16 protein-coding genes are annotated in these 17277 nt (G+C 74.8%); 8 read left to right on the top strand and 8 right to left on the bottom strand.

Translation table 11 applies throughout. From position 1 onward, the window contains the following. Window positions 1–277: 277 nt before the first annotated feature. The 6 genes from ACIOHG_RS00985 to ACIOHG_RS00960 all read left to right on the top strand — a co-directional run bounded on the left by ACIOHG_RS00985 (window position 278) and on the right by ACIOHG_RS00960 (window position 6106). Window positions 278–1288 carry an ABC transporter substrate-binding protein gene (locus ACIOHG_RS00985; RefSeq protein WP_400943781.1) on the top strand — a complete coding sequence of 337 codons (1011 nt, stop codon included), beginning with the start codon at window positions 278–280 and terminating at the stop codon, window positions 1286–1288. Between the two features lie 145 nt (window positions 1289–1433). After that, window positions 1434–2474 (top strand): NrtA/SsuA/CpmA family ABC transporter substrate-binding protein, encoded by a 1041-nt coding sequence (locus ACIOHG_RS00980; RefSeq protein WP_400943778.1) that lies wholly within the window; start codon window positions 1434–1436, stop codon window positions 2472–2474. A 17-nt stretch (window positions 2475–2491) separates the two neighbouring features. Next, window positions 2492–3352, top strand: a complete 861-nt coding sequence (locus ACIOHG_RS00975) for an ABC transporter permease (RefSeq protein WP_400944815.1) — start codon at window positions 2492–2494, stop codon at window positions 3350–3352. After that, entirely contained in the window at window positions 3349–4089 is a 741-nt protein-coding gene (locus tag ACIOHG_RS00970) for an ABC transporter ATP-binding protein (protein WP_400943776.1), read from the top strand. Before ACIOHG_RS00975 ends, ACIOHG_RS00970 begins: the two co-directional genes overlap by 4 nt. A gap of 26 nt (window positions 4090–4115) precedes the next feature. After that, complete coding sequence (locus ACIOHG_RS00965; protein ID WP_400943773.1) at window positions 4116–5030, top strand: ABC transporter substrate-binding protein; 915 nt, start codon at window positions 4116–4118, stop codon at window positions 5028–5030. A 5-nt stretch (window positions 5031–5035) separates the two neighbouring features. Further along, window positions 5036–6106 carry an LLM class flavin-dependent oxidoreductase gene (locus tag ACIOHG_RS00960; RefSeq protein ID WP_400943770.1) on the top strand — a complete coding sequence of 357 codons (1071 nt, stop codon included), beginning with the start codon at window positions 5036–5038 and terminating at the stop codon, window positions 6104–6106. A 110-nt stretch (window positions 6107–6216) separates the two neighbouring features. Here the strand turns inward: ACIOHG_RS00960 and ACIOHG_RS00955 are convergent, their stop codons facing one another. Then, the gene (locus tag ACIOHG_RS00955; protein ID WP_400943767.1) at window positions 6217–7206 is read right to left on the bottom strand and encodes an aldo/keto reductase; all 990 of its coding nucleotides are present in this window, start codon (window positions 7204–7206) and stop codon (window positions 6217–6219) included. Between the two features lie 109 nt (window positions 7207–7315). On the opposite strand from ACIOHG_RS00955, the gene ACIOHG_RS00950 reads away from it, so the two are divergent. Then, complete coding sequence (locus ACIOHG_RS00950; RefSeq protein WP_400943765.1) at window positions 7316–7765, top strand: group III truncated hemoglobin; 450 nt, start codon at window positions 7316–7318, stop codon at window positions 7763–7765. A gap of 55 nt (window positions 7766–7820) precedes the next feature. Here ACIOHG_RS00950 and ACIOHG_RS00945 read toward each other — a convergent pair whose 3' ends face one another. The 7 genes from ACIOHG_RS00945 to ACIOHG_RS00915 all read right to left on the bottom strand — a co-directional run bounded on the left by ACIOHG_RS00945 (window position 7821) and on the right by ACIOHG_RS00915 (window position 12970). Beyond that, window positions 7821–9155: an MFS transporter gene (locus ACIOHG_RS00945; protein ID WP_400943762.1), complete on the bottom strand. Its 1335-nt coding sequence runs from the start codon at window positions 9153–9155 to the stop codon at window positions 7821–7823. Window positions 9156–9289: 134 nt separating this feature from the next. Continuing rightward, entirely contained in the window at window positions 9290–9406 is a 117-nt protein-coding gene (locus tag ACIOHG_RS00940; protein ID WP_400943759.1) for a class III lanthipeptide, read from the bottom strand. Between the two features lie 60 nt (window positions 9407–9466). Further along, the gene (locus tag ACIOHG_RS00935) at window positions 9467–9583 is read right to left on the bottom strand and encodes a class III lanthipeptide (RefSeq protein ID WP_400943756.1); all 117 of its coding nucleotides are present in this window, start codon (window positions 9581–9583) and stop codon (window positions 9467–9469) included. 54 nt (window positions 9584–9637) lie between these two features. Continuing rightward, window positions 9638–9757 carry a class III lanthipeptide gene (locus ACIOHG_RS00930; RefSeq protein ID WP_400943753.1) on the bottom strand — a complete coding sequence of 40 codons (120 nt, stop codon included), beginning with the start codon at window positions 9755–9757 and terminating at the stop codon, window positions 9638–9640. 57 nt (window positions 9758–9814) lie between these two features. Further along, window positions 9815–9934, bottom strand: coding sequence for a class III lanthipeptide (locus ACIOHG_RS00925; protein ID WP_400705026.1), 120 nt, complete (start codon window positions 9932–9934; stop codon window positions 9815–9817). Window positions 9935–10012: 78 nt separating this feature from the next. Continuing rightward, the gene (gene lanKC / locus ACIOHG_RS00920; protein WP_400943750.1) at window positions 10013–12547 is read right to left on the bottom strand and encodes a class III lanthionine synthetase LanKC; all 2535 of its coding nucleotides are present in this window, start codon (window positions 12545–12547) and stop codon (window positions 10013–10015) included. Between the two features lie 246 nt (window positions 12548–12793). Next, window positions 12794–12970, bottom strand: coding sequence for a hypothetical protein (locus ACIOHG_RS00915; protein ID WP_400943747.1), 177 nt, complete (start codon window positions 12968–12970; stop codon window positions 12794–12796). Window positions 12971–13319: 349 nt separating this feature from the next. Between ACIOHG_RS00915 and ACIOHG_RS00910 the strand changes: the two genes are divergently transcribed. Continuing rightward, window positions 13320–17243 (top strand): BTAD domain-containing putative transcriptional regulator, encoded by a 3924-nt coding sequence (locus ACIOHG_RS00910; protein ID WP_400943745.1) that lies wholly within the window; start codon window positions 13320–13322, stop codon window positions 17241–17243. Window positions 17244–17277: the final 34 nt, after the last annotated feature.

The following is a 17277-nucleotide window of genomic DNA, read 5'->3' as shown; positions in this document are numbered from 1 at the left end:
GGGAGTGATCACTGCGGCGGTGTGACGGCGGTGTTGCGGCTGTCCGGCCGCCCGTGAACAGGTGATCCCATCATCTGGCAAGGCTTGATTCCGCTCCCGGCGGCGTGGAACGCTCGCTGCATCAGCCGGTTCGAACAGGAGGGAGTCCACCGTGAAGACGTACCGGTGCCGCCCCTCCTGTTGTCGCTGACCACCTCCGCGCCCCCCTTCCCGCCGCGCGGCCCTCCCACCATGTGGCAGGGCCCGCGCGCCTCCTGCCGATTCCCGGAGCCCCGCCATGAGCACGCCCGCCGCCGCGCCCCCGCACCCCGACACGCTGTGGTTCACCCGCTGCCCCGTGCCGACCGCCACCGGCATCGCCGCCGACCGGGGCTGGCTGGCCGAGGAGTTCGCGCCGGACGGCATCGCGGTGCGCTCGCTGCAGGACGTCCCGCCGGAGGTCGCCGCCGACCACCACTACACCCACGCGCTGACCGGGCTGTTCCGCGAGGGTGGCAACGTCCCGGCGCTGTGGGCGCGTTCGCGCGGCGAGCGGACCAGGCTGCTCGGACTGACCTGGATCGAGGAGCGGCAGGCGGTGCTCGTCCGGGAGGGCAGCGGCATCGACTCCGCCGAGCGGCTGCGCGGCCGCCGCCTCGCGGTGCCCCGGCACCCGATCGCGATCGACTTCTGGCGGGCGATGGCGCTGGCCGGGCACCACGGCGCGCTGGCCGCCGCCGGCCTCGCCCCGGCGGACGTCGAGTGGGTGGACGTCGAGGTCGCGCCCGGCGGCGGCCAGTGGGAGGCCGAGCTGGCCGCGCTGGCCGAGGGCCGGGTGGACGCCGTGTACGTGAAGGGCGCGCTCGCCGTGGAGGCCGCCCGCCGCCACGGGGCCGTCCCCGCCGTCGAGTTGGACGCCCTGCCGGACCGCCGCCACCGGGTCAACAACGGCACCCCGCGCCCGATCACCGTCCACCAGCAGCTGCTGGACGAGCAGCCCGAGTTGGTGGTGCGCTTCCTGGCCGTGCTGCTGCGCGCCGCCGACTGGGCCGCCGAGCGGCCCGCGGACGTGGCCCGGATCCTCGGTGCCGAGACCGGTGCCGGACCGGAGGGCGTCGCGGGCGCCTACGCGGTGGGCAGCCATCGCACCCTGCACCCGGACCTGTCCGCCGAACGCCTCGAACTGCTCGCCCGGCAGGAGGAGTTCCTGCACGCCCACGGTTTCCTCGCCGACCGGGTCGACGTCCACACCTGGGCCGACCCCGCCCCGCTGGCCGCCGCCCGGGCCCTGCTCGCCGCCCGTTCCTGAGCCCCGGCCCCCGGCCCCCGGCCCCTGGTCCTGACCCCGCCCCCGCCCCCGGCCCCGGCCCCTGCTCCTGCTCCTGCCCTCCCGGCTCCTGCTCCTGCCTCCCTTCCGACCTCCCCTTTCTGACGCAGCCCTGTTGGAGAACCCCATGCCCGCCACCACCGCCCGCCGCCGCACCCTGCTCGCCGCCACCGCCCTGACCGCCGTCGCCGCGCTCGCCCTCACCGCCTGCGGCTCGTCCGCGAAGGACGCCTCGGCCTCCGCCGACGGAAAGGGCGGCGCCGAGGTGGTGCTCAGAGTCCCCGACCCCGGGAACTCCGGCTTCCTCGCCAAGGGCAAGAAGGACGGCTCGCTGGACAAGGCGCTGGCCGCCGCGCACGCCAAGGTGGTGTGGACCGGCAGCGCCGGACCGTTCGCCCCCGCCGCGCAGGCCCTGAACGCCGACCAACTCGACGTCGCCCAGGGCTCGATCACCTCGGCCGTCGCCGCGCTGGCCCAGAAGCCCGGCTTCAAGCTGTTCGCGCAGACCGCGCCCGACGAGGCCGGCGAAGGCATCCTGGTGAAGAACGACTCGCCGATCAAGGAGATCAAGGACCTGGTCGGCAAGAAGGTCGCCGTCTCGCAGGGCGGCACCTCCGAGTACCTGCTGCTCAAGGCGCTGGAGAAGAACGGCATCCCGGTCAACCAGGTCGAGCGGGTCTACCTGCGGGCCGACCAGACCTCCGGCGTCTTCAACTCCGGCCAGGTCGACGCCTGGGCGACCTGGGGCACCTTCTCGATCCCCACCATCGCCAACGCCAACGCCCACTTCCTGGCCAACGGCAAGGCCGTCGGCAGCGACAACTACGCGGTGTGGGCGGTGCGTTCGAAGTTCGCCGAGCAGCACCCCGAGGTGGTCCAGGCGTTCTACGGCTACCTGCACGAGAACGGCGCCAAGGAGAAGGCCGACCCCGCCGCCTACCTCAACGTCTTCACCGACGCCGGTCCGACCGCCGTCACCCCCGCCGAGAAGGAGATCGCCGTCGACTTCGGCAAGCAGCGCGCCGTCGACTCGCCGATCACCGATGCCGACGCCGCCCGGTTCGCCGTGGTCGCCAAGTTCTACGCCGACCAGGGCGTCACGAAGTCGCTGGTCGACGTCAAGCCGTACCTGATCGACGTCAACTCGCTCGCCGGGAGCGCGAAGTGACAGCCGGGACAGTGGAACTGGGAGCGGTGGGAACACCGGACACCGAGGCGGCCCGGGCCGCCGGGCTGGTCGTCCCCCGGGCCCGCGCCGCCGCCGTCCGGCCGCGCGGGGTCTCGCTCGGCCTGCGCGCCCTCGGCCCGCTGGCCCTGCTCGCCGCCTGGGAGATCTCCTCCGCGACCGGGGCGCTCACCCCCGACGTGCTCGCCTCGCCCGGTCAAGTGGTCCAGGCGGTGGGGGAGTTGTGGGACAACGGGCAGCTCGCGGACGCGCTGTCCACCTCGCTGACCCGGGCCGCCCTCGGCCTGCTGTTCGGGGCGGGCATCGGGCTGGTGCTCGGCGTGGTCACCGGCTTCTTCCGGCTCGGCGAGGAACTGCTCGACTCGGCCGTCCAAGTACTGCGCACCGTCCCGTTCCTGGCGCTGGTACCGCTGTTCATGGTGTGGTTCGGCATCACCGAGACCGCGAAGATCGCGCTGATCGGCGTCGCCACCTCCTTCCCGATGTACGTCTCCGCGTCCGGCGGCGTCCGCAACACCGACCGCAAGCTGGTCGAGGCGATGCGCAGCTTCGGCCTCTCCCGCTGGGCCGTCGTCCGCGAGGTGGTGCTGCCCGGCGCACTGCCCGCGCTGCTCTCCGGGCTGCGGCTGTCGATGACGCTCAGCGTGATCGCGCTGATCGCCGCCGAGGAGATCAACTCCACCGAGGGGATCGGCTACCTGATGGCCCAGGCACAGAACTTCTCCCGCACCGACGTGCTCGCCGTCTGCATCCTGATCTACGGCCTGCTCGGCCTGGCCGCCGACGGCGCGGTCCGCGTCCTGGAACGCGTCCTGATGCCCTGGCGGCCGGTCGGCGGACGGCAGGTGGCCGGACGATGAGCACCCCCGTCGGCACCACCCCCGCCGTCCATCTGCGCCGCCTGCGCCGGGTGTTCGGCACCCGGGCCGTCCTGGACGGCATCGACCTGGACATCGCCCGCGGCGAGTTCCTCGCCCTGCTCGGCGCCTCCGGCACCGGCAAAACCACCCTGCTGCGCATCCTGGGCGCCCTGGACCGGCCCGACGGGGGCACCGTCCTGGTCCCGCCCGCGCGCACCGTGGTGTTCCAGGAGCCCCGGCTGATCCCGTCCAAGCGCGTCCTCGGCAACGTCACCGTCGGCCTGCCGCGCGGCGCCGCCACCAGGGAGACCGGCCGCCGGGCGCTGGCCGAGGTCGGGCTCGCCGACCACGCCGACGCCTGGCCCGGCACCCTCTCCGGCGGCGAGGCCCAGCGTGCCGCCCTGGCCCGCGCCCTGGTCCGGGAGCCCGAACTCCTGCTGCTGGACGAACCGTTCGCCGCCCTGGACGCGCTCACCCGGCTGCGCATGCAGGACCTGGTCGGCGAACTGTGCCGCAAGCACCGGCCCGCCGTCCTGCTGGTCACCCACGACGTGGACGAGGCGATCCGGCTCGCCGACCGGGTGGCCGTGCTGCGCGACGGCGCGCTCGTCCGGGACGAGACGGTGGCCGTCGACCACCCCCGCGACCCGGCCGACCCCGTATTCGCGGCGCTCCGCCGCCGCCTGCTCGCCGACCTCGGCGTGCACCAGGACACCGCACCGCAGCACGTCAACTGACCTCCCGCCCAAGGAAAGAGACCGCCATGACCATCACCGTCGGCGTCCACCGCTCCAACCCGTCCCTCTACCACCTGGCCCGACTCGACTACCTGCAGCAGGAGTTGGCGCCGCTCGGCGAGACCGCCGAGTTCCACCACTACACCGACGGCACCAGGACCGGCCCCTACCTCGCCGACGGCACCATCGACTTCGGCGGCACCGGCTCCACCCCGCCGATCACCGCGCAGGCCGCCGGACACGACATCGTCTACACCGCCGTCTCCGCGCCCCGCCCCGACCACGGCGCGCTGCTGGTCGCCGCCGACGGGCCGGTGCACTCGGTCGCCGACCTCAAGGGCGGCACCGTGGTGCTCGGAATCGGCTCCTGGCAGACCCACCTGCTCGCCAAGGCCCTCGACCAGCACGGGCTTTCGTACCGCGACGACATCACCGCCGAGCGCCCCGCCGGGGACGAGGCCGAGCGGCTGGCCGACGGCCGGATCGCCGGCTGGATCGCCCAGGGCGCCGAACTCGCCGCCGCCCGCCGCACCGGGGGCTTCCGCGAACTGGTCCGCACCGGCGACGTCATCACCGACCGCTCGGTGTTCTTCGCCCGCCGCGAACTCGCCGTCCAGCGCCCCGAGATCGTCGCCGCCATCGTCACCGCCCTCCAGCGCGCCGACCACTGGGCCGCCGCCCACCCGGCCGAGGCCGCCGCCATCGCCGCCGCGGACCAGGGCGGCGAGGCCGCCGACTGGCACACCGCGCTGGCCGCCCTGCCCTGGCAACTGGAGCCAGCCACCGCCGAGTTCGTCGCCGAGCAGCAGGAGGCCGCGGACATCTTCCACCGGGTCGGCTTCATCGACCGCGCCGTCACCGTCGCCGACATCCACCTGCCCGAGCTGGAGCAGCCGGTCGCCGCCGCCGTCTCCCGCGCCACCGCCGTCCGGGAGGTCTGAGCACCATGGCCACCGAAGTCCTCTGGTACCTGATCCCCCGCGAGGGCCACTACCCGTGGGAGCCCGAGGGCCGCCGCCCCGTCGACCTCGGCTACCTCCAGCACCTCGCCGCCACCGTCGAACGGCTCGGCTACACCGGCGCGCTGCTCGCCACCGACCAGTACGACGTGTGGGCGCTCGGCTCCGCGCTGGCCGCCGCCACCGGCCCCGGCTTCCAGCCGCTGCTGGCCGTCCACCCCGGCCTGGTCTCGCCCACCCTGCTGGCCAAGATGGCGCTCTCCTTCGAGCACCTGCACGGCCCCGGCCGGCTCCGCTTCAACGTGGTCAACGGCTCCACCAACCAACTGCGCGAGTACGGCCTGCACGTCGAGCACGACGACCGCTACCGGCTCTCCGCCGAGTACTGGAGCCTGGTCAAGCGCCTCACCAGCGGCGAAGTCTTCGACCACGAAGGCGAGTTCTACCGGCTGAAGAACGCCGGCGCCTCACTGCGCGACCTGCCGCCGCTGCGCGAGGGCCACATCCCGCTCTGGTTCGGCGGCTCCTCCGCCCCCGGCATCGAGATGGCCGCCGAACACGTCGACGTCTACCTCACCTGGGGCGAACCCCCGCACCTGCTCAAGGAGAAGCTGGAACGCGTCCGCGAACGCGCCGCCGCGCACGGCCGCACCCTGCGGCTGGGCCTGCGCCTGCACCTGATCGTCCGCGACACCGAGGAACAGGCCTGGGCCGCCGCCGACCGGCTGCTCGACGTCACCAGCCAGGCCACTTACGCCCGCCAGCTCGGCGGCCGGGCCGAGGAGGACGGCGTCGGCTGGCAGCGGCAGTTCCGCCAGCACGGCGGCCGCGTCCCGGCCCGGGCCCGGGAGTTGGAGAGCCACCCCAACCTGTGGCCCGGCATGAGCCTGTTCCGGCCCGGCCCCGGCACCGCCGTGGTCGGCTCCACCGACCAGGTGGTCGAACGGCTCCGGGAGTTCCAGGAGTTGGGCGTCGACACCTTCATCCTGTCCGGCAACCCGCTGCTGGAGGAGGCGTACCGGGTCGCCGAGACCGTCCTGCCGAAGCTGCACCCCTGAGCCCGGGGCGCCCCTGAGCCCGGGGCACCCCCGGAACGGACGGGCGGGCGGCCGAACTCTCCCCGGCCGCCAGCCCGTTCGCCCGCCCGCCCGTTCGGGACGGGAAGGGCCTACCTGCTCAGCCGGTCGATCTCCGCCAGCTCCTCGGCGGTCAGCGGACCGGCCGCCAGCGCGTCCAGGTTCTGGTCCAGCTGCCGCACGCTCGACGCGCCGATGATCACCGACACCACCCGCTCGTCCCGCAGCACCCAGGACAGCGCCAGCTGCGCCAGGCTCTGCCCGCGGCCCTCCGCGACCTTCGCCAGCCCGCGCAGCTGCTCCAGCTTCGTCCCCGTCAGCGCCTCCTCCTTCAGGAAGTGGCCCACCGACATCCGCGACCCGGCCGGCACGTCACCCGACAGGTAACGGTCCGTCAGCAGGCCCTGCGCCAGCGGCGAGTAGGCGATCAGCGCGGTCTGCGTCTCGCCCACCGCGTCCAGCAGGCCCTGCTCCGGCTCCCGGTTCAGGATCGAGTAGCTGGCCTGGTTCAGCAGGCACGGCGTGCCCAGCTCGCGCAGGATCGCCACCGCCTCCCGGTGCTGCTCCGCCGGGTAGTTGGAGATCGCCGCGTACAGTGCCCGGCCCGAGCGCACCGCCGTGTCCAGCGCGCCCATCGTCTCCTCCAGCGGAGTCGTCGGGTCCCACCGGTGCGAGTAGAAGACGTCCACGTAGTCCAGGCCCATCCGCCCCAGCGACTGGTCCAGGCTCGCCAGCAGGTACTTGCGGCTGCCGCCGTCCCCGTACGGGCCCGGCCACATGTCCCAGCCCGCCTTCGAGGCGATGAACAGCTCGTCCCGGTACGGGCGGAAGTCCTGCGCGAACAGGTACCCGAAGTTGCGCTCCGCGCTGCCGTACGGCGGACCGTAGTTGTTCGCCAGGTCGAAGTGCGTCACCCCCCGGTCGAAGGCCCGGCGCAGCACCGCGCGCTGCACCTCCAGCGGCTGGGTGTCACCGAAGTTGTGCCACAGGCCGAGCGAGACGGCGGGCAGCTGCACGCCGCTGCGCCCGGCGCGGCGGAAGGTCATCGAGGCGTAGCGGTCGTCCGCGGCGAGGAAGCTCATACCCAGCATCCTGCCAGGTGAGCGCCCCGAACGGGACCAACGGCCCTCCCCGGCCCGGCCACCGGGACGTACCCTGACGGGACGCGCACCAGCAGGGAGGACCGACGCCGTGGACACCGGGGCACTGCCCGACCTCACCACCCGGGACGACCTGGAACGCGTCCTGCGCCGCTTCTACCGCGCCGCCTTCGCCGACCCGCTGATCGGCCCGTTCTTCACCGGGATCGCCCGCCTCGACCTGGAGGCCCACCTGCCCCGGATCACCGACTTCTGGGAGAGCGCCCTGCTGCGCACCGCCGCGTACCGCGGCAACGCGCTCGCCCCGCACGCCGCCCTGCACGCCGTCGCCCCGCTCACCGCCGCCCACTTCGGCCGCTGGGTCCAACTCTGGCGCGCCACCCTCGACGGCCGCCACGCCGGCCCCGTCACCGAACGCGCCAAGGACCGGTCCCAGCGGATCGCCGTCGCCATGCTCCGCCGCCTCGGCGAGCCGGACACCGGCGGCGGCACCGGCGGCTTCGTCCCGCTCTCCGCCGTCCGCCTCGCCTCCGGCCATTGATGCCCCACCGGGCGCAGCCCGCAGGCAGCCGCGCCCGGTACCGCGCCGCGCCCCGTCAGGCTCCTACCGGCTTCGCCCGCGCCTGGCGCGGGGCGGCGGGTGCGGGTGCTTCGGTGGCTTCGGCGGCCCGCTCGCGCAGGTCTGGGATGCGGCGCAGGCCGCCGCTGAACGTGCTGTACCCGGCGAGCAGCAGCAGGACACCCGCGTTCAGTAGCAGCACGGTGGACGCGGCGAAGTGGTCCAGCAGGACGCCGCTGGCCAGCGGGCCGAACGGCACGAACAGCGCCGGGGCGATGCCGCACGCGGTCTGCACCCGGCCGAGCAGGTGGTCGGGCACCGAGTGCAGCCGGGCCGCCGAGATCACCGCGTTCGCGGCCGGGGTGGCCAGGCTGCACAGGCCGATCAGCACCGCCGGCAGCAGGGTGCCGCCGCCCAACGCCAGGAACGGCGTCAGCAGCGCGGTGCTCCAGCACACCGCCAGCACCAGCGTCCGGGGCGCCAAGGTGCGGCCGGCCCGGGCCGAGAACAGCGCGCCGACCAGGTTGCCCGCGCCGGACATGGCGATGATCAGGCCGTTGTGGTAGCTGCCGCCGGACGCCGCCTCGGCCCCCTGCGCGACCAGCACCACCACGATGCCGCTGAACACGAAGTTCACCAGCGCCCCGTTGACCAGCGTGTACCGCAGGAACGGGCTGCGCCGCACCTCGACCAGACCGGTCGTCAGGTCCTTCACGAACGGCTTGCGCGCGGGCTTCCCGGAACCGCCTGCGGCCTTCGGGTCCTTCGGGGCCTCCTTCGGCAGCCGGACCGAGAGCACGCAGAGCGCCGAGGCGGCGAACGAGGCCGCGTCGACCAGGAACGGCAGCACCGGCGTGACGGCGTACAGCGCGGCGCCCAGCAGCGGGCCGCCCAGGGTGGCGACGGCCGAGCGGGCCTGCGCCAGCGAGACCGCCGTGGTCAGCTGCGAACGCGGCACCACGTGCCGCAGCGCGGCCGAGGCGGCCGGCCCGAACGGGGCGCTCAGCACGCTGTTGACCACCGCGACGGCCACCGCGAACGGCAGGCTCACCTGCCCGGCGAGCACCGCCACCGCGAACAGCCCGACCGTCGCGGCCCGGCCCAGGTCGCAGACCAGCAGCACGGTGCGGCGGCGCAGCCGGTCGACCAGCACGCCGGCGGGGAAACTGGCGAACAGCGAGGAGACGATCTCGGCGAAGGTCACCACGCCGAAGTCGGTGATCGAGTGCGTCGCGGCCAGCAGGACCAGCGGGAGCGCGAGGTAGGTCGCCTGCGAGCCGAACGCGGACAGCGCGTGGGCGAGCCACAGGCGCCGGTAGTCGGGATTGCGGTGGAGCGGGACGGTCGGGGCGTTCGTGGTGGTGTCTGACACGGCGGTCCTCCCGGGCCGGAACTGGGGGCGGAACGGCCGAGGCGGCCGGCACCGGGTGGGGTGCCGGCCGCCTCGGGTGGACCCGGCCGCGCCCTACGGGGGTCAGGGCGCGGCAGGTCGTCGGCGGGCCGTGCTCAGACGATCTCCTCGTCCACGCTGTGGCAGTAGTTGGAGATGGTGCTCCACTCGTTGAGCTCGCCCTCGTCGGAGTCGGCGACGGACAGGTTCTGCAGCTTCAGGATCTCGGACATGGTGCAACTCCTCTGCTGTGGTGCGTGGTTGATTGGGGGTCGGTGCGAGTGGGGCGAGGGTCAGACGATTTCCTCGTCGACGCTGCCGCAGTGGTTCGAGATGGTGCTCCAGTCGTTCAGCTCGCCCTCGTCGCTGTCGGCGACGGACAGGTTCTGGAGCTTGAGGATCTCGGACATGGCGGTTCTCCTTCGGTGGGTGGTGAGTTGGGGGGAGTGGGGGAGCCCGGGGGCTTAGAGCGCGTCCTCTTCGATCTTGCTGCCGCAGTAGTTGGAGATGGTGCTCCACTCGTTGAGCTCGCCTTCGTCGGTGTCGGCGACGGAGAGGTTCTGGAGCTTCAGGATCTCGGACATGGCGGTTCTCCTTCTGGGGGTGGGTGGTTGGTGGGACGGTGCGGCCGGCGGGAGGGCTTAGAGGGCGTCCTCTTCGATCTTGCTGCCGCAGTGGTTGGAGATGGTGCTCCAGTCGTTGAGCTCGCCCTCGTCCGTGTCGGCGACGGACAGGTTCTGCAGCTTGAGGATCTCGGACATGTTCAACTCCCATGCGGTAGTGGTGCGTTCGGCTCCAGGGCGGTTGCCCGGAGAGTCTGTGGGGCCCGCGGGGCGGGCTCAGGCGCGGCCGGCCGCCGGGTGCGGCAGGGCGGCGGTGGTGCCGGGCAGGTGCAGCGGTCCGCTGGCGGCGGCGTGCGCGGCCAGCAGGACGCCGGCGGTGCCGGTGGCGACGTCCATCGAGAGCCGGTGCAGCTGGTCGCCGACGATCGCGGTGCCGTCGCGGAACGGGACGGCGTGCCAGGCCAGCAGGCGCAGTTGGCGGTCGATCAGTTCGGCGGCGCCGGGACGGTCGCGGTGCTCGGCGAGCAGGGCCAGCAGGCCGGCCCGGCCGTGGAACAGGCCGCCGAAGATCACCAGCCGGGCGCGGGCGGCGAGCAGGACACCGTCCAGGGCGGCCGCGAACTCCGGGTCGGGGCGGTGGCGCAGGTAGTGGCCGAGGGCCAGGCCGACGCCGCCGCTGCCGGAACCCAGGTAGGGCAGCAGCCGGGTGCCGTCCAGCAGGTTGACCGCGCCCTCCTCGCTGGTGCGGCACTGCGCCAGGTCGGCGCGCAGGGCGCAGGCGGCCAGGTCGAGGTGGGCCAGGTCGCCGTCCTCCTCGTGCAAGTGGAGGAAGAACTCGGCGATCCCGCTGGGGCCGTGCAGCAGCCCGGCGCCGGTGGGCGGCAGCCCGCCCGGGGCCAGTGCGGCGGTCAACTGCTCGGTGATGCGGTCGAGTTCGGCCCGCAGGCGGTCGTCTCCGGTGCGCCGGTGTAGCTGGGCCAGGGTCAGGCCGATGCCGGCCAGGCCGTTGTGCAGGAACGGGTCGGTGGTGTCGGCGGCGCGCCGGACCAGCTCCAACGCCTGCTCCTCGCGGCCGAGTTCGGCCAGTACCAGGGCCGCGCCGTGCAGTCCGCCGTACAGGCCGGGCCGGGGGTCGGCGGCCCGGCGGGTGGCCCGCCAGAGCCAGTCGGTGTGCGCCTCCGCCACCGGGTGGCCGGTGGCGTGCAGGGCGTGCAGCACGCCGGCCGCGCCGTACGCCAGGTTCCAGCCGCCGTCGGTCAGGCCCGCCGGATCGCCGGGGAACAGCCGGTCGGTGCGCTCCGGGGTGGCCGAGGCGAGCACCGCCCGGGTCAGCGACTCCGCCAGCAGCTCGGTGCGTCCGGCCCCGAACAGGTCGGGCGCGGCGGGGGCGGGCACGTTGCCGGGGCGGCGCAGGCCGCGCCGGACCCGCTCGGTGTGCGCGGCCGGGACGGGGAAGAACTCGGCCATCGCGTCGGCGAGTTGGTCGGCCTTCCCGGGTTCCAGGTCGAGCAGCATGGTGTACGGGAGGAACAGCGCCAGCCGGATGCAGTCCAGCGCGTACCTGTCCCGCTCGAAGCCGGCGTCGGCGTGCGGGGCGACGTACCCGGGGCAGCCCACGGACGGTCCCGGGTCGCGGTCCGGCCGGTGCGCCACCTCGAAGTCGACCAGGCAGACCCGGCCGTCCGGGCGCAGCAGCACGTTGGCCGGGTGCAGGTCGCCGAAGGCCCAGCCGCGGGCGTGCATCTGCTCGACCGCGCGCTCCAACTGGTCGATGACGTCCAGTACTTGCGCGGTGTACCGGGCCAGGTCGGCCGGGGACGGGGCGGGGCGGGTCAGCGGGTTGGAGCGGGCCAGGAACTGGCGCAGCGTCTCGCCCTCGACGTACTCCTCCGCCAGGTAGTGGTGCTCCCAGACGGTGAACTCCCCGAGCAGCCGGGGCACGAACTCCAGCCCCGCCAGGGCCCGCAGGGCACGGGCCTCGGTGCGCAGCCGATCCACGGCGTCCTGGCCGGCCCCGTCCAGCCCGGCCAGCGGCCGGGCCTCGCGCAGCACCACGGGCCCGCCCCCGGCCCGGTCCCGGGCCAGGTAGACGCCGCCGCCGTTGGAGAAGTGCAGGGCGCGCTCGATGTCGTACGGCAGTCCCGCCTGTCCGGCCGCGGCGGTCTCGTCGGCCCGCAGTTGCGCCGCGACGCACGCGGGCGGCTCGACCCAGGGCGGGAGTTCGAAGTACGGGGGCCGCCGGTCGGGCACCAGGGTGCCGTCCGGCCCGGTGAGGGCGAGCACCCGCTCGCCGCTCTCCAGCGTGCACCACAGCTCCCGGAAGGCGCCGTAGCGCAGGTACAGCGGGCCGTCCTGCCAGCGCAGGTCACCGAGCACGTACGGGGCGCGGCGGCCGGCCAGCAGCGGGCCGAGGCCGTCGAGCGCGGACTGTAACTCGGCCTCGTCGGCCGGGTACACCGCGAGCAGCTTGCCGCTGCTGCCCCGGCGGGCGTACTTGCTGTTGTTCAGGTGGTGCACCCGGGGGCCGACCAGGAACTTGTGCGGCAGCCCCGCCGCCAGACAGTACCCGCTGACCAGCTCGATCACCTCGGCGGCCTCGCCGGGCACCGCCGAGACGTGGATCTTCCAGCCCTGGTCCGGCAGTTCGGCCCCGTCCGGGGTGAGGTACAGCCAGCTGGCGCTCTCGTCCCGCCGCCAGCCCGCCGGGGCGGGACGGTCGGTAGCGGCGAACCTGCGCCGGGCGGTGCCGGCCACGGGGTGGTCGTAGAACAGCGGATCGTCCCCGGCGAACATGTGGTGCGTGCGTTTCATGCTGTCCACCCCTTTCTGTTTCTGCGGTCGGCTGCGGCCATCGGGTTTGTGTCCGGCGGGTTTGCGGCGGACGGGTCAACGGGGCCGAATTCCCTCGGGAATCCGGAGGGTCAGGCGACGATCCAGCTCTGGTTCGCGGTGCGGCGGGAATTCCCGAGGACGCTCTCGGTGCGCTCCGCGGACTCCGGCGAATCGGCGAGGAAGTTCGTGGTGGCGTGCATGGCGTTCTCCTTGGCGAAGGGTCGGTCAGTGGCCCCAGGTCACGTCGCCGCCCTCGGCGGTCGGCGTGGCACTGGGCACCGGGGCCGCGACGGCGGCCGTCCGGAAGTCGGGGGAAGGCGAGCCGGCCGTGCCGGGCAGGGGCGAGAATCCGACGACGAGGAGTCCGGCGAACGCGGTTCGGGTCGTACGGGTGGCGTTCACGGAATGCTCTCCTTCGGGGGAATCGGCGCTGCGGTGGGGAATTCGCGGACACTGCCCGGGAATTCCCGTTCGGTCGGTGTCGGCCGGTTTTCCTTCGTTCTTTCTTCCCTGCCGACACCTCTACTCTGGCGGCTCCGCGCCCCCTTCGGAAGGCCGATCCGATGGACGGAATCTGCACTGGCACAAGGCGTCCAGCCGTCCCGGCCGCACCACCCGTCACGCCCGTCCCGGCAGTCCCGGGCGCAGCGGCGGGGACGGTGCCCGGCAGTGCCCCGGAACCGGCTTGGAACGGGCTTGGAGCGCAGGTCGGCGGCGGTGGGGCGGCGGCATCGCATAGGCTCGGGGCACGATGGTGCGGATCACGGTGCTCGGTGCACTGACGGCGCAAGTGGCGGGGGCCGACGTCCGGTTGGGGGGCCCGCGCCAGCGCGGCGTGCTCGCCCAACTGCTGGTCGCCCACGGCACCGCCGTCCCCGCCGACCGGCTGATCCACCACCTGTGGGACGGCCGCCCGCCCACCAAGGCCGCCGTCTCGCTCCAGGCGTACGTCTCCAACCTGCGCCGCCTGCTGGAGCCCGAGCGCGGCCCGCGCCGCCCCGCCCGGCTGCTGACCAGCGAGGCCGGCGGCTACGCGCTGCGCGGCGTGCGCACCGACGCCGGGGAGTTCGAGGCCCTGCTCACCGCCCCCGGCGGCCCCGACGTGCTGCGGCGGGCGCTCGCGCTCTGGCGGGGCGGCGCGTACGGCGAGTTCGCCGACCGGTCGTGGGCCGCCACCGAGATCGCCCGGCTGGACGGGCTGCGCACCGCCGCCCGGGAGGCCCTGGCCGCACGGGAGTTGGCCGCAGGCCGGGCCGGGGCCGCCGCGCAGGACGCCGCCGCGCTGGTCGAGGACCATCCCCTGCGCGAAGAGGGCTGGCGCCTGCTCGCCCTCGCCCTCTGGCACGCCGGACGCCAGGCCGAGGCCCTGGCCGCCGTCCGTCGCGCCCGAACCCACCTCGCCGCCGAACTCGGCCTCGACCCGGGGCCCGCCCTCGCCGCCGTCGAATCCGCGATCCTGCACCAGCGCATCGAGGAACTCACCATCGGCGGCCCGGAAGCGACCTCCGGCCGGGACAGGGAGACGGGGACGGCCTTCGGCCGGAGTGGTGGGGCAGGAACGGCTTTCGGTGGGGGCGTCGGGCCGGAGGCGGCCTTCGGCCGGGACAGGGAGACGGGGGCGGCCTTCGGCCGGAGTGGTGGGGCGGGAACGGCTTTCGGTGGGGGCGCCGGGACGGGCACGGCCTCTGGCCGGGATGGCGGGATGGAGACGGCCTTCGGCCGGAGTGGTGGGGCGGGAACGGCTTCCGGTAGGGGAGCCGGGCCGGAAGCGGCCTTCGGCCGGGATGGCGGGATGGGGACGATCTCCGGCCGGAGTGGTGGAGCTGGAACGGCCTTCGGCGAGGGGGGTGGGGCGGGAAGGGCTCCCGGCTGGGATGGCGGGGCAGGAACGGCTTTCGGTGGGGGCGGCGGGCCGGAAGCGACCTTCGGCCGGAGTGGTGGAGCTGGGACGGCCTTCGGTGAGGACGGTGGGCCGGAAGCGGCCTCGGGGTGGGGTGTTGGGGCGGGGATGGCCTTCGGCCGGGACGGGGAGGCCGGCGGCGGTGCGCTGCGTGGCGTGCGTACCGACGCCGGGGGCGGGATGGCCTTCGGCGAGGGCGGTGGGGTGGGCGGTGCGGCTTCGGCGGGGGTCGGGGCAGGTGTTCCGGGGGGCCGGGGGCGGCGGGTGGCTGTGTTCGTGGGGCGGGAGGAGGAGTTGGCGGCGCTGGGGCGGGCGGCCGGGCAGGCGCGGGGCGGGGTCGGGTTCGCGCTGGTGAGCGGGGAGGCCGGGGCGGGGAAGTCGACCTTGCTCGGGCGGCTGCGTGAGCAACTCGGGGGTGCGGGCTGGCGGGTGGTGACCGGGCGCTGCCCGGAGAGTGCGGGGGCGCCCGCCGCCTGGGCCTGGACGGAGGCGCTGCGCGAACTCGCCGGGCACGAACCCGGCACCGCCGTCGACCCGGCGCTCGCCCCGCTGCTCGCCGACCCGTCCCTGACGGACCGTCAGGACCCGGTGTCCGGGCGGTTCCGGCTGCACCGGGCGGTGATCGCCCGGCTGAACACGGCCGCCCGCAGCGCGCCGCTCGCCGTGCTGCTCGACGACCTGCACGCCGCCGACCCCGAAACCCGGGAATTGCTCGGTGAGTTGGCTGCCGACCCGGGCCCGGACGCTCCGGCCGGCGGCCTGCTGGTGGTGGCCGCGCTGCGCCCCGGCGAGGGCGAACTCGCCGAGGTGCTGGCCCGGTTGGCGCGCCGCACGCCGACCAGGGTGGTGCTCGGCGGGTTGGCCGAGCGGGACGCCGGCCGGCTGATCGAGGCGGTGTGCGCCGCCCCCGTCCGCCCGGAGACCGTCCGGGCGCTGGCCGAACGCACCGGCGGCAACCCGTTCTACCTCGCCGAGAGCGCCCAACTGCTCGCCCTGGGGGACGAGTCGACGGCGCTGCGGCAGGTCCCGCAGGGCGTCCGGGAGGTGCTGCGGCGCCGCTTCGAGCGGCTGCCCGCGCCCGCCGTCGACCTGCTCCGGCTGGCCGCCGTCGCAGGCCGGGAGAGCGAGGTCGACCTGCTGCTGCGGGCCGGCGAGCAGGACGAGGACACCGCCACCGAGGCCGTCGAGGCGGCCGTCGCGGGCGGCCTGCTGCTCGAACCCCGGCCCGGCACCGTCCGGTTCGCGCACGTGCTGGTCCGCGACACCCTGTACGCCGATCTCGGCGGCCTGCGCCGGGCCCGGTTGCACGGCCGGATCGGCCACGCCCTGCACGACCTGCGGCCGGGTGAACTCACCGCGCTGGCCCACCACTTCACCGAAGCCGCAACCACCGGCACGGCCGCCCTCGCGGTCGAGCACTGCGTCCGCGCCGCCGAGGCGGCCGGCCGGCGCTACGCCCACCGCAGCGCCGTCGCCCTCTACCGGCAGGCCGTCGACAACCTGGAGCGCGCCGCCCAGCGGCCCGGCGAGGACCGGGCCGCCCGCCGGATCGAGCTGCTCGGCGCCCTGCTGCGCGCCCAGGTCCGGGCCGGGCAGGTCACCGCCGCCACCGAGACCAAGGCGCGTGCCCTGCGGCTGGCCCGGGAGAGCGGCCGGGAGGACCTGCTGATCGCCGCCTGGACGGCCTGGACCGAACCCACCCCCTGGGTCACCCACCCCTACGGTGCCTTCGACCAGGAGGCCGTCGAACAGCTCACCCGGCTGCTGCGCCGCCCCGACCTGCCGCCCGCCACCCGCTGCCGCCTGCTCGACGCGCTCACCCAGGAACTCGACTGCGCCGGCTCGCCCGACGCGCTGGACGCCGGGGCCGAGGCGGTGGCGATCGCCCGCGCGGTCGGCGACCCGCGGCTGCTCTGCCTCGCCCTGGCCGCCCAAGCCCGCTCCTGCGACCACGAGTTGGCGCCCGTCGACCGCTCCCGGCTGGCCGCCGAACTCGCCGCCCTCGCCACCGAGCACGACCTGCCCGCCTACCGCTGGCACGCCGAGCACCTCGCCGCGACCGCCGCCGCCGTGCACGGCGACCTGCCCGCGCTGCGCCGCCACCTGGCCGCCGGGGAGGAGATCGCGCACCGCTACGGCCTGCTCGAACTCGCCGACGTGGTGCTGTTCCAGCGTGCCATGCTGGAACTCGCCGCCGACCGGATCGACGCCGCCGCGGCCCTCTACGAACAGGCCCTGACCGGCCTGCGCGAACGCGGCTCGCTGCACGCCGCCGGGCTCGGCGCGCTGACCCGGATCGTCATCGCGCACCGGCAGGGCCGCCTCGCCGAGACGCTGCCGCTGATCGAGCACCACCGCGAGCAGTACGGTCCGCTGATCGTCGACGTCACCGCGCTCGCCCTGCTCGCCGCCGGCCGCGACCCCGAGGAGGCCCGGGCGGTCCGCCGGAACCGGGTCGAGGTGCACGCCGACTACTTCCGCTCGCTCTTCCTGACCCTGCGCGCCGAAGTGGTCATCGCCCTGGACGAGCGCGCCGAGGCCGCCGAACTCCTGGAGGAGATGCGGCCGTTGGGCCACCTGGTGTCCGGCGCGGCGTCCACCTCGATCGCCATCCGGCCGGTCGCCCTGTCGCTCGGCGAACTCGCCCGCCACCTCGGGCGCACCGCCGAGGCCGCCGAGTGGTTCCGCCGCGCGGCCGAAGTCGCCCGCCGCTGGGAGTCCCCCTCCTGGGAGGCCGAGGCCGCCACCGCGCTCGCCGCGCTCCCCGCGCCCTGACGGGGCGGAAACCCGTTCGCCCGCAAGGCCGTTG

Source organism: Kitasatospora sp. NPDC088134, assembly GCF_044741705.1.
Classification (GTDB): domain Bacteria; phylum Actinomycetota; class Actinomycetes; order Streptomycetales; family Streptomycetaceae; genus Kitasatospora.
The sequence above is the reverse complement of the archived record's forward strand: the minus strand, read 5'-3'. Positions and strand labels throughout refer to the sequence as shown.

Bases quoted from the DNA above. Each gene is read 5' to 3' on its own strand.
- ACIOHG_RS00985 (WP_400943781.1), top strand. From the start codon at position 278: ATGAGCACGCCCGCCGCCGCGCCCCCGCACCCCGACACGCTGTGGTTC.
- ACIOHG_RS00980 (WP_400943778.1), top strand. From the start codon at position 1,434: ATGCCCGCCACCACCGCCCGCCGCCGCACCCTGCTCGCCGCCACCGCC.
- ACIOHG_RS00970 (WP_400943776.1), top strand. From the start codon at position 3,349: ATGAGCACCCCCGTCGGCACCACCCCCGCCGTCCATCTGCGCCGCCTG.
- ACIOHG_RS00965 (WP_400943773.1), top strand. From the start codon at position 4,116: ATGACCATCACCGTCGGCGTCCACCGCTCCAACCCGTCCCTCTACCAC.
- ACIOHG_RS00960 (WP_400943770.1), top strand. From the start codon at position 5,036: ATGGCCACCGAAGTCCTCTGGTACCTGATCCCCCGCGAGGGCCACTAC.
- ACIOHG_RS00955 (WP_400943767.1), bottom strand. From the start codon at position 7,206: ATGAGCTTCCTCGCCGCGGACGACCGCTACGCCTCGATGACCTTCCGC.
- ACIOHG_RS00940 (WP_400943759.1), bottom strand. From the start codon at position 9,406: ATGTCCGAGATCCTGAAGCTGCAGAACCTGTCCGTCGCCGACTCCGAC.
- ACIOHG_RS00935 (WP_400943756.1), bottom strand. From the start codon at position 9,583: ATGTCCGAGATCCTCAAGCTCCAGAACCTGTCCGTCGCCGACAGCGAC.
- ACIOHG_RS00930 (WP_400943753.1), bottom strand. From the start codon at position 9,757: ATGTCCGAGATCCTGAAGCTCCAGAACCTCTCCGTCGCCGACACCGAC.
- ACIOHG_RS00925 (WP_400705026.1), bottom strand. From the start codon at position 9,934: ATGTCCGAGATCCTCAAGCTGCAGAACCTGTCCGTCGCCGACACGGAC.
- lanKC (WP_400943750.1), bottom strand. From the start codon at position 12,547: ATGAAACGCACGCACCACATGTTCGCCGGGGACGATCCGCTGTTCTAC.
- ACIOHG_RS00910 (WP_400943745.1), top strand. From the start codon at position 13,320: ATGGTGCGGATCACGGTGCTCGGTGCACTGACGGCGCAAGTGGCGGGG.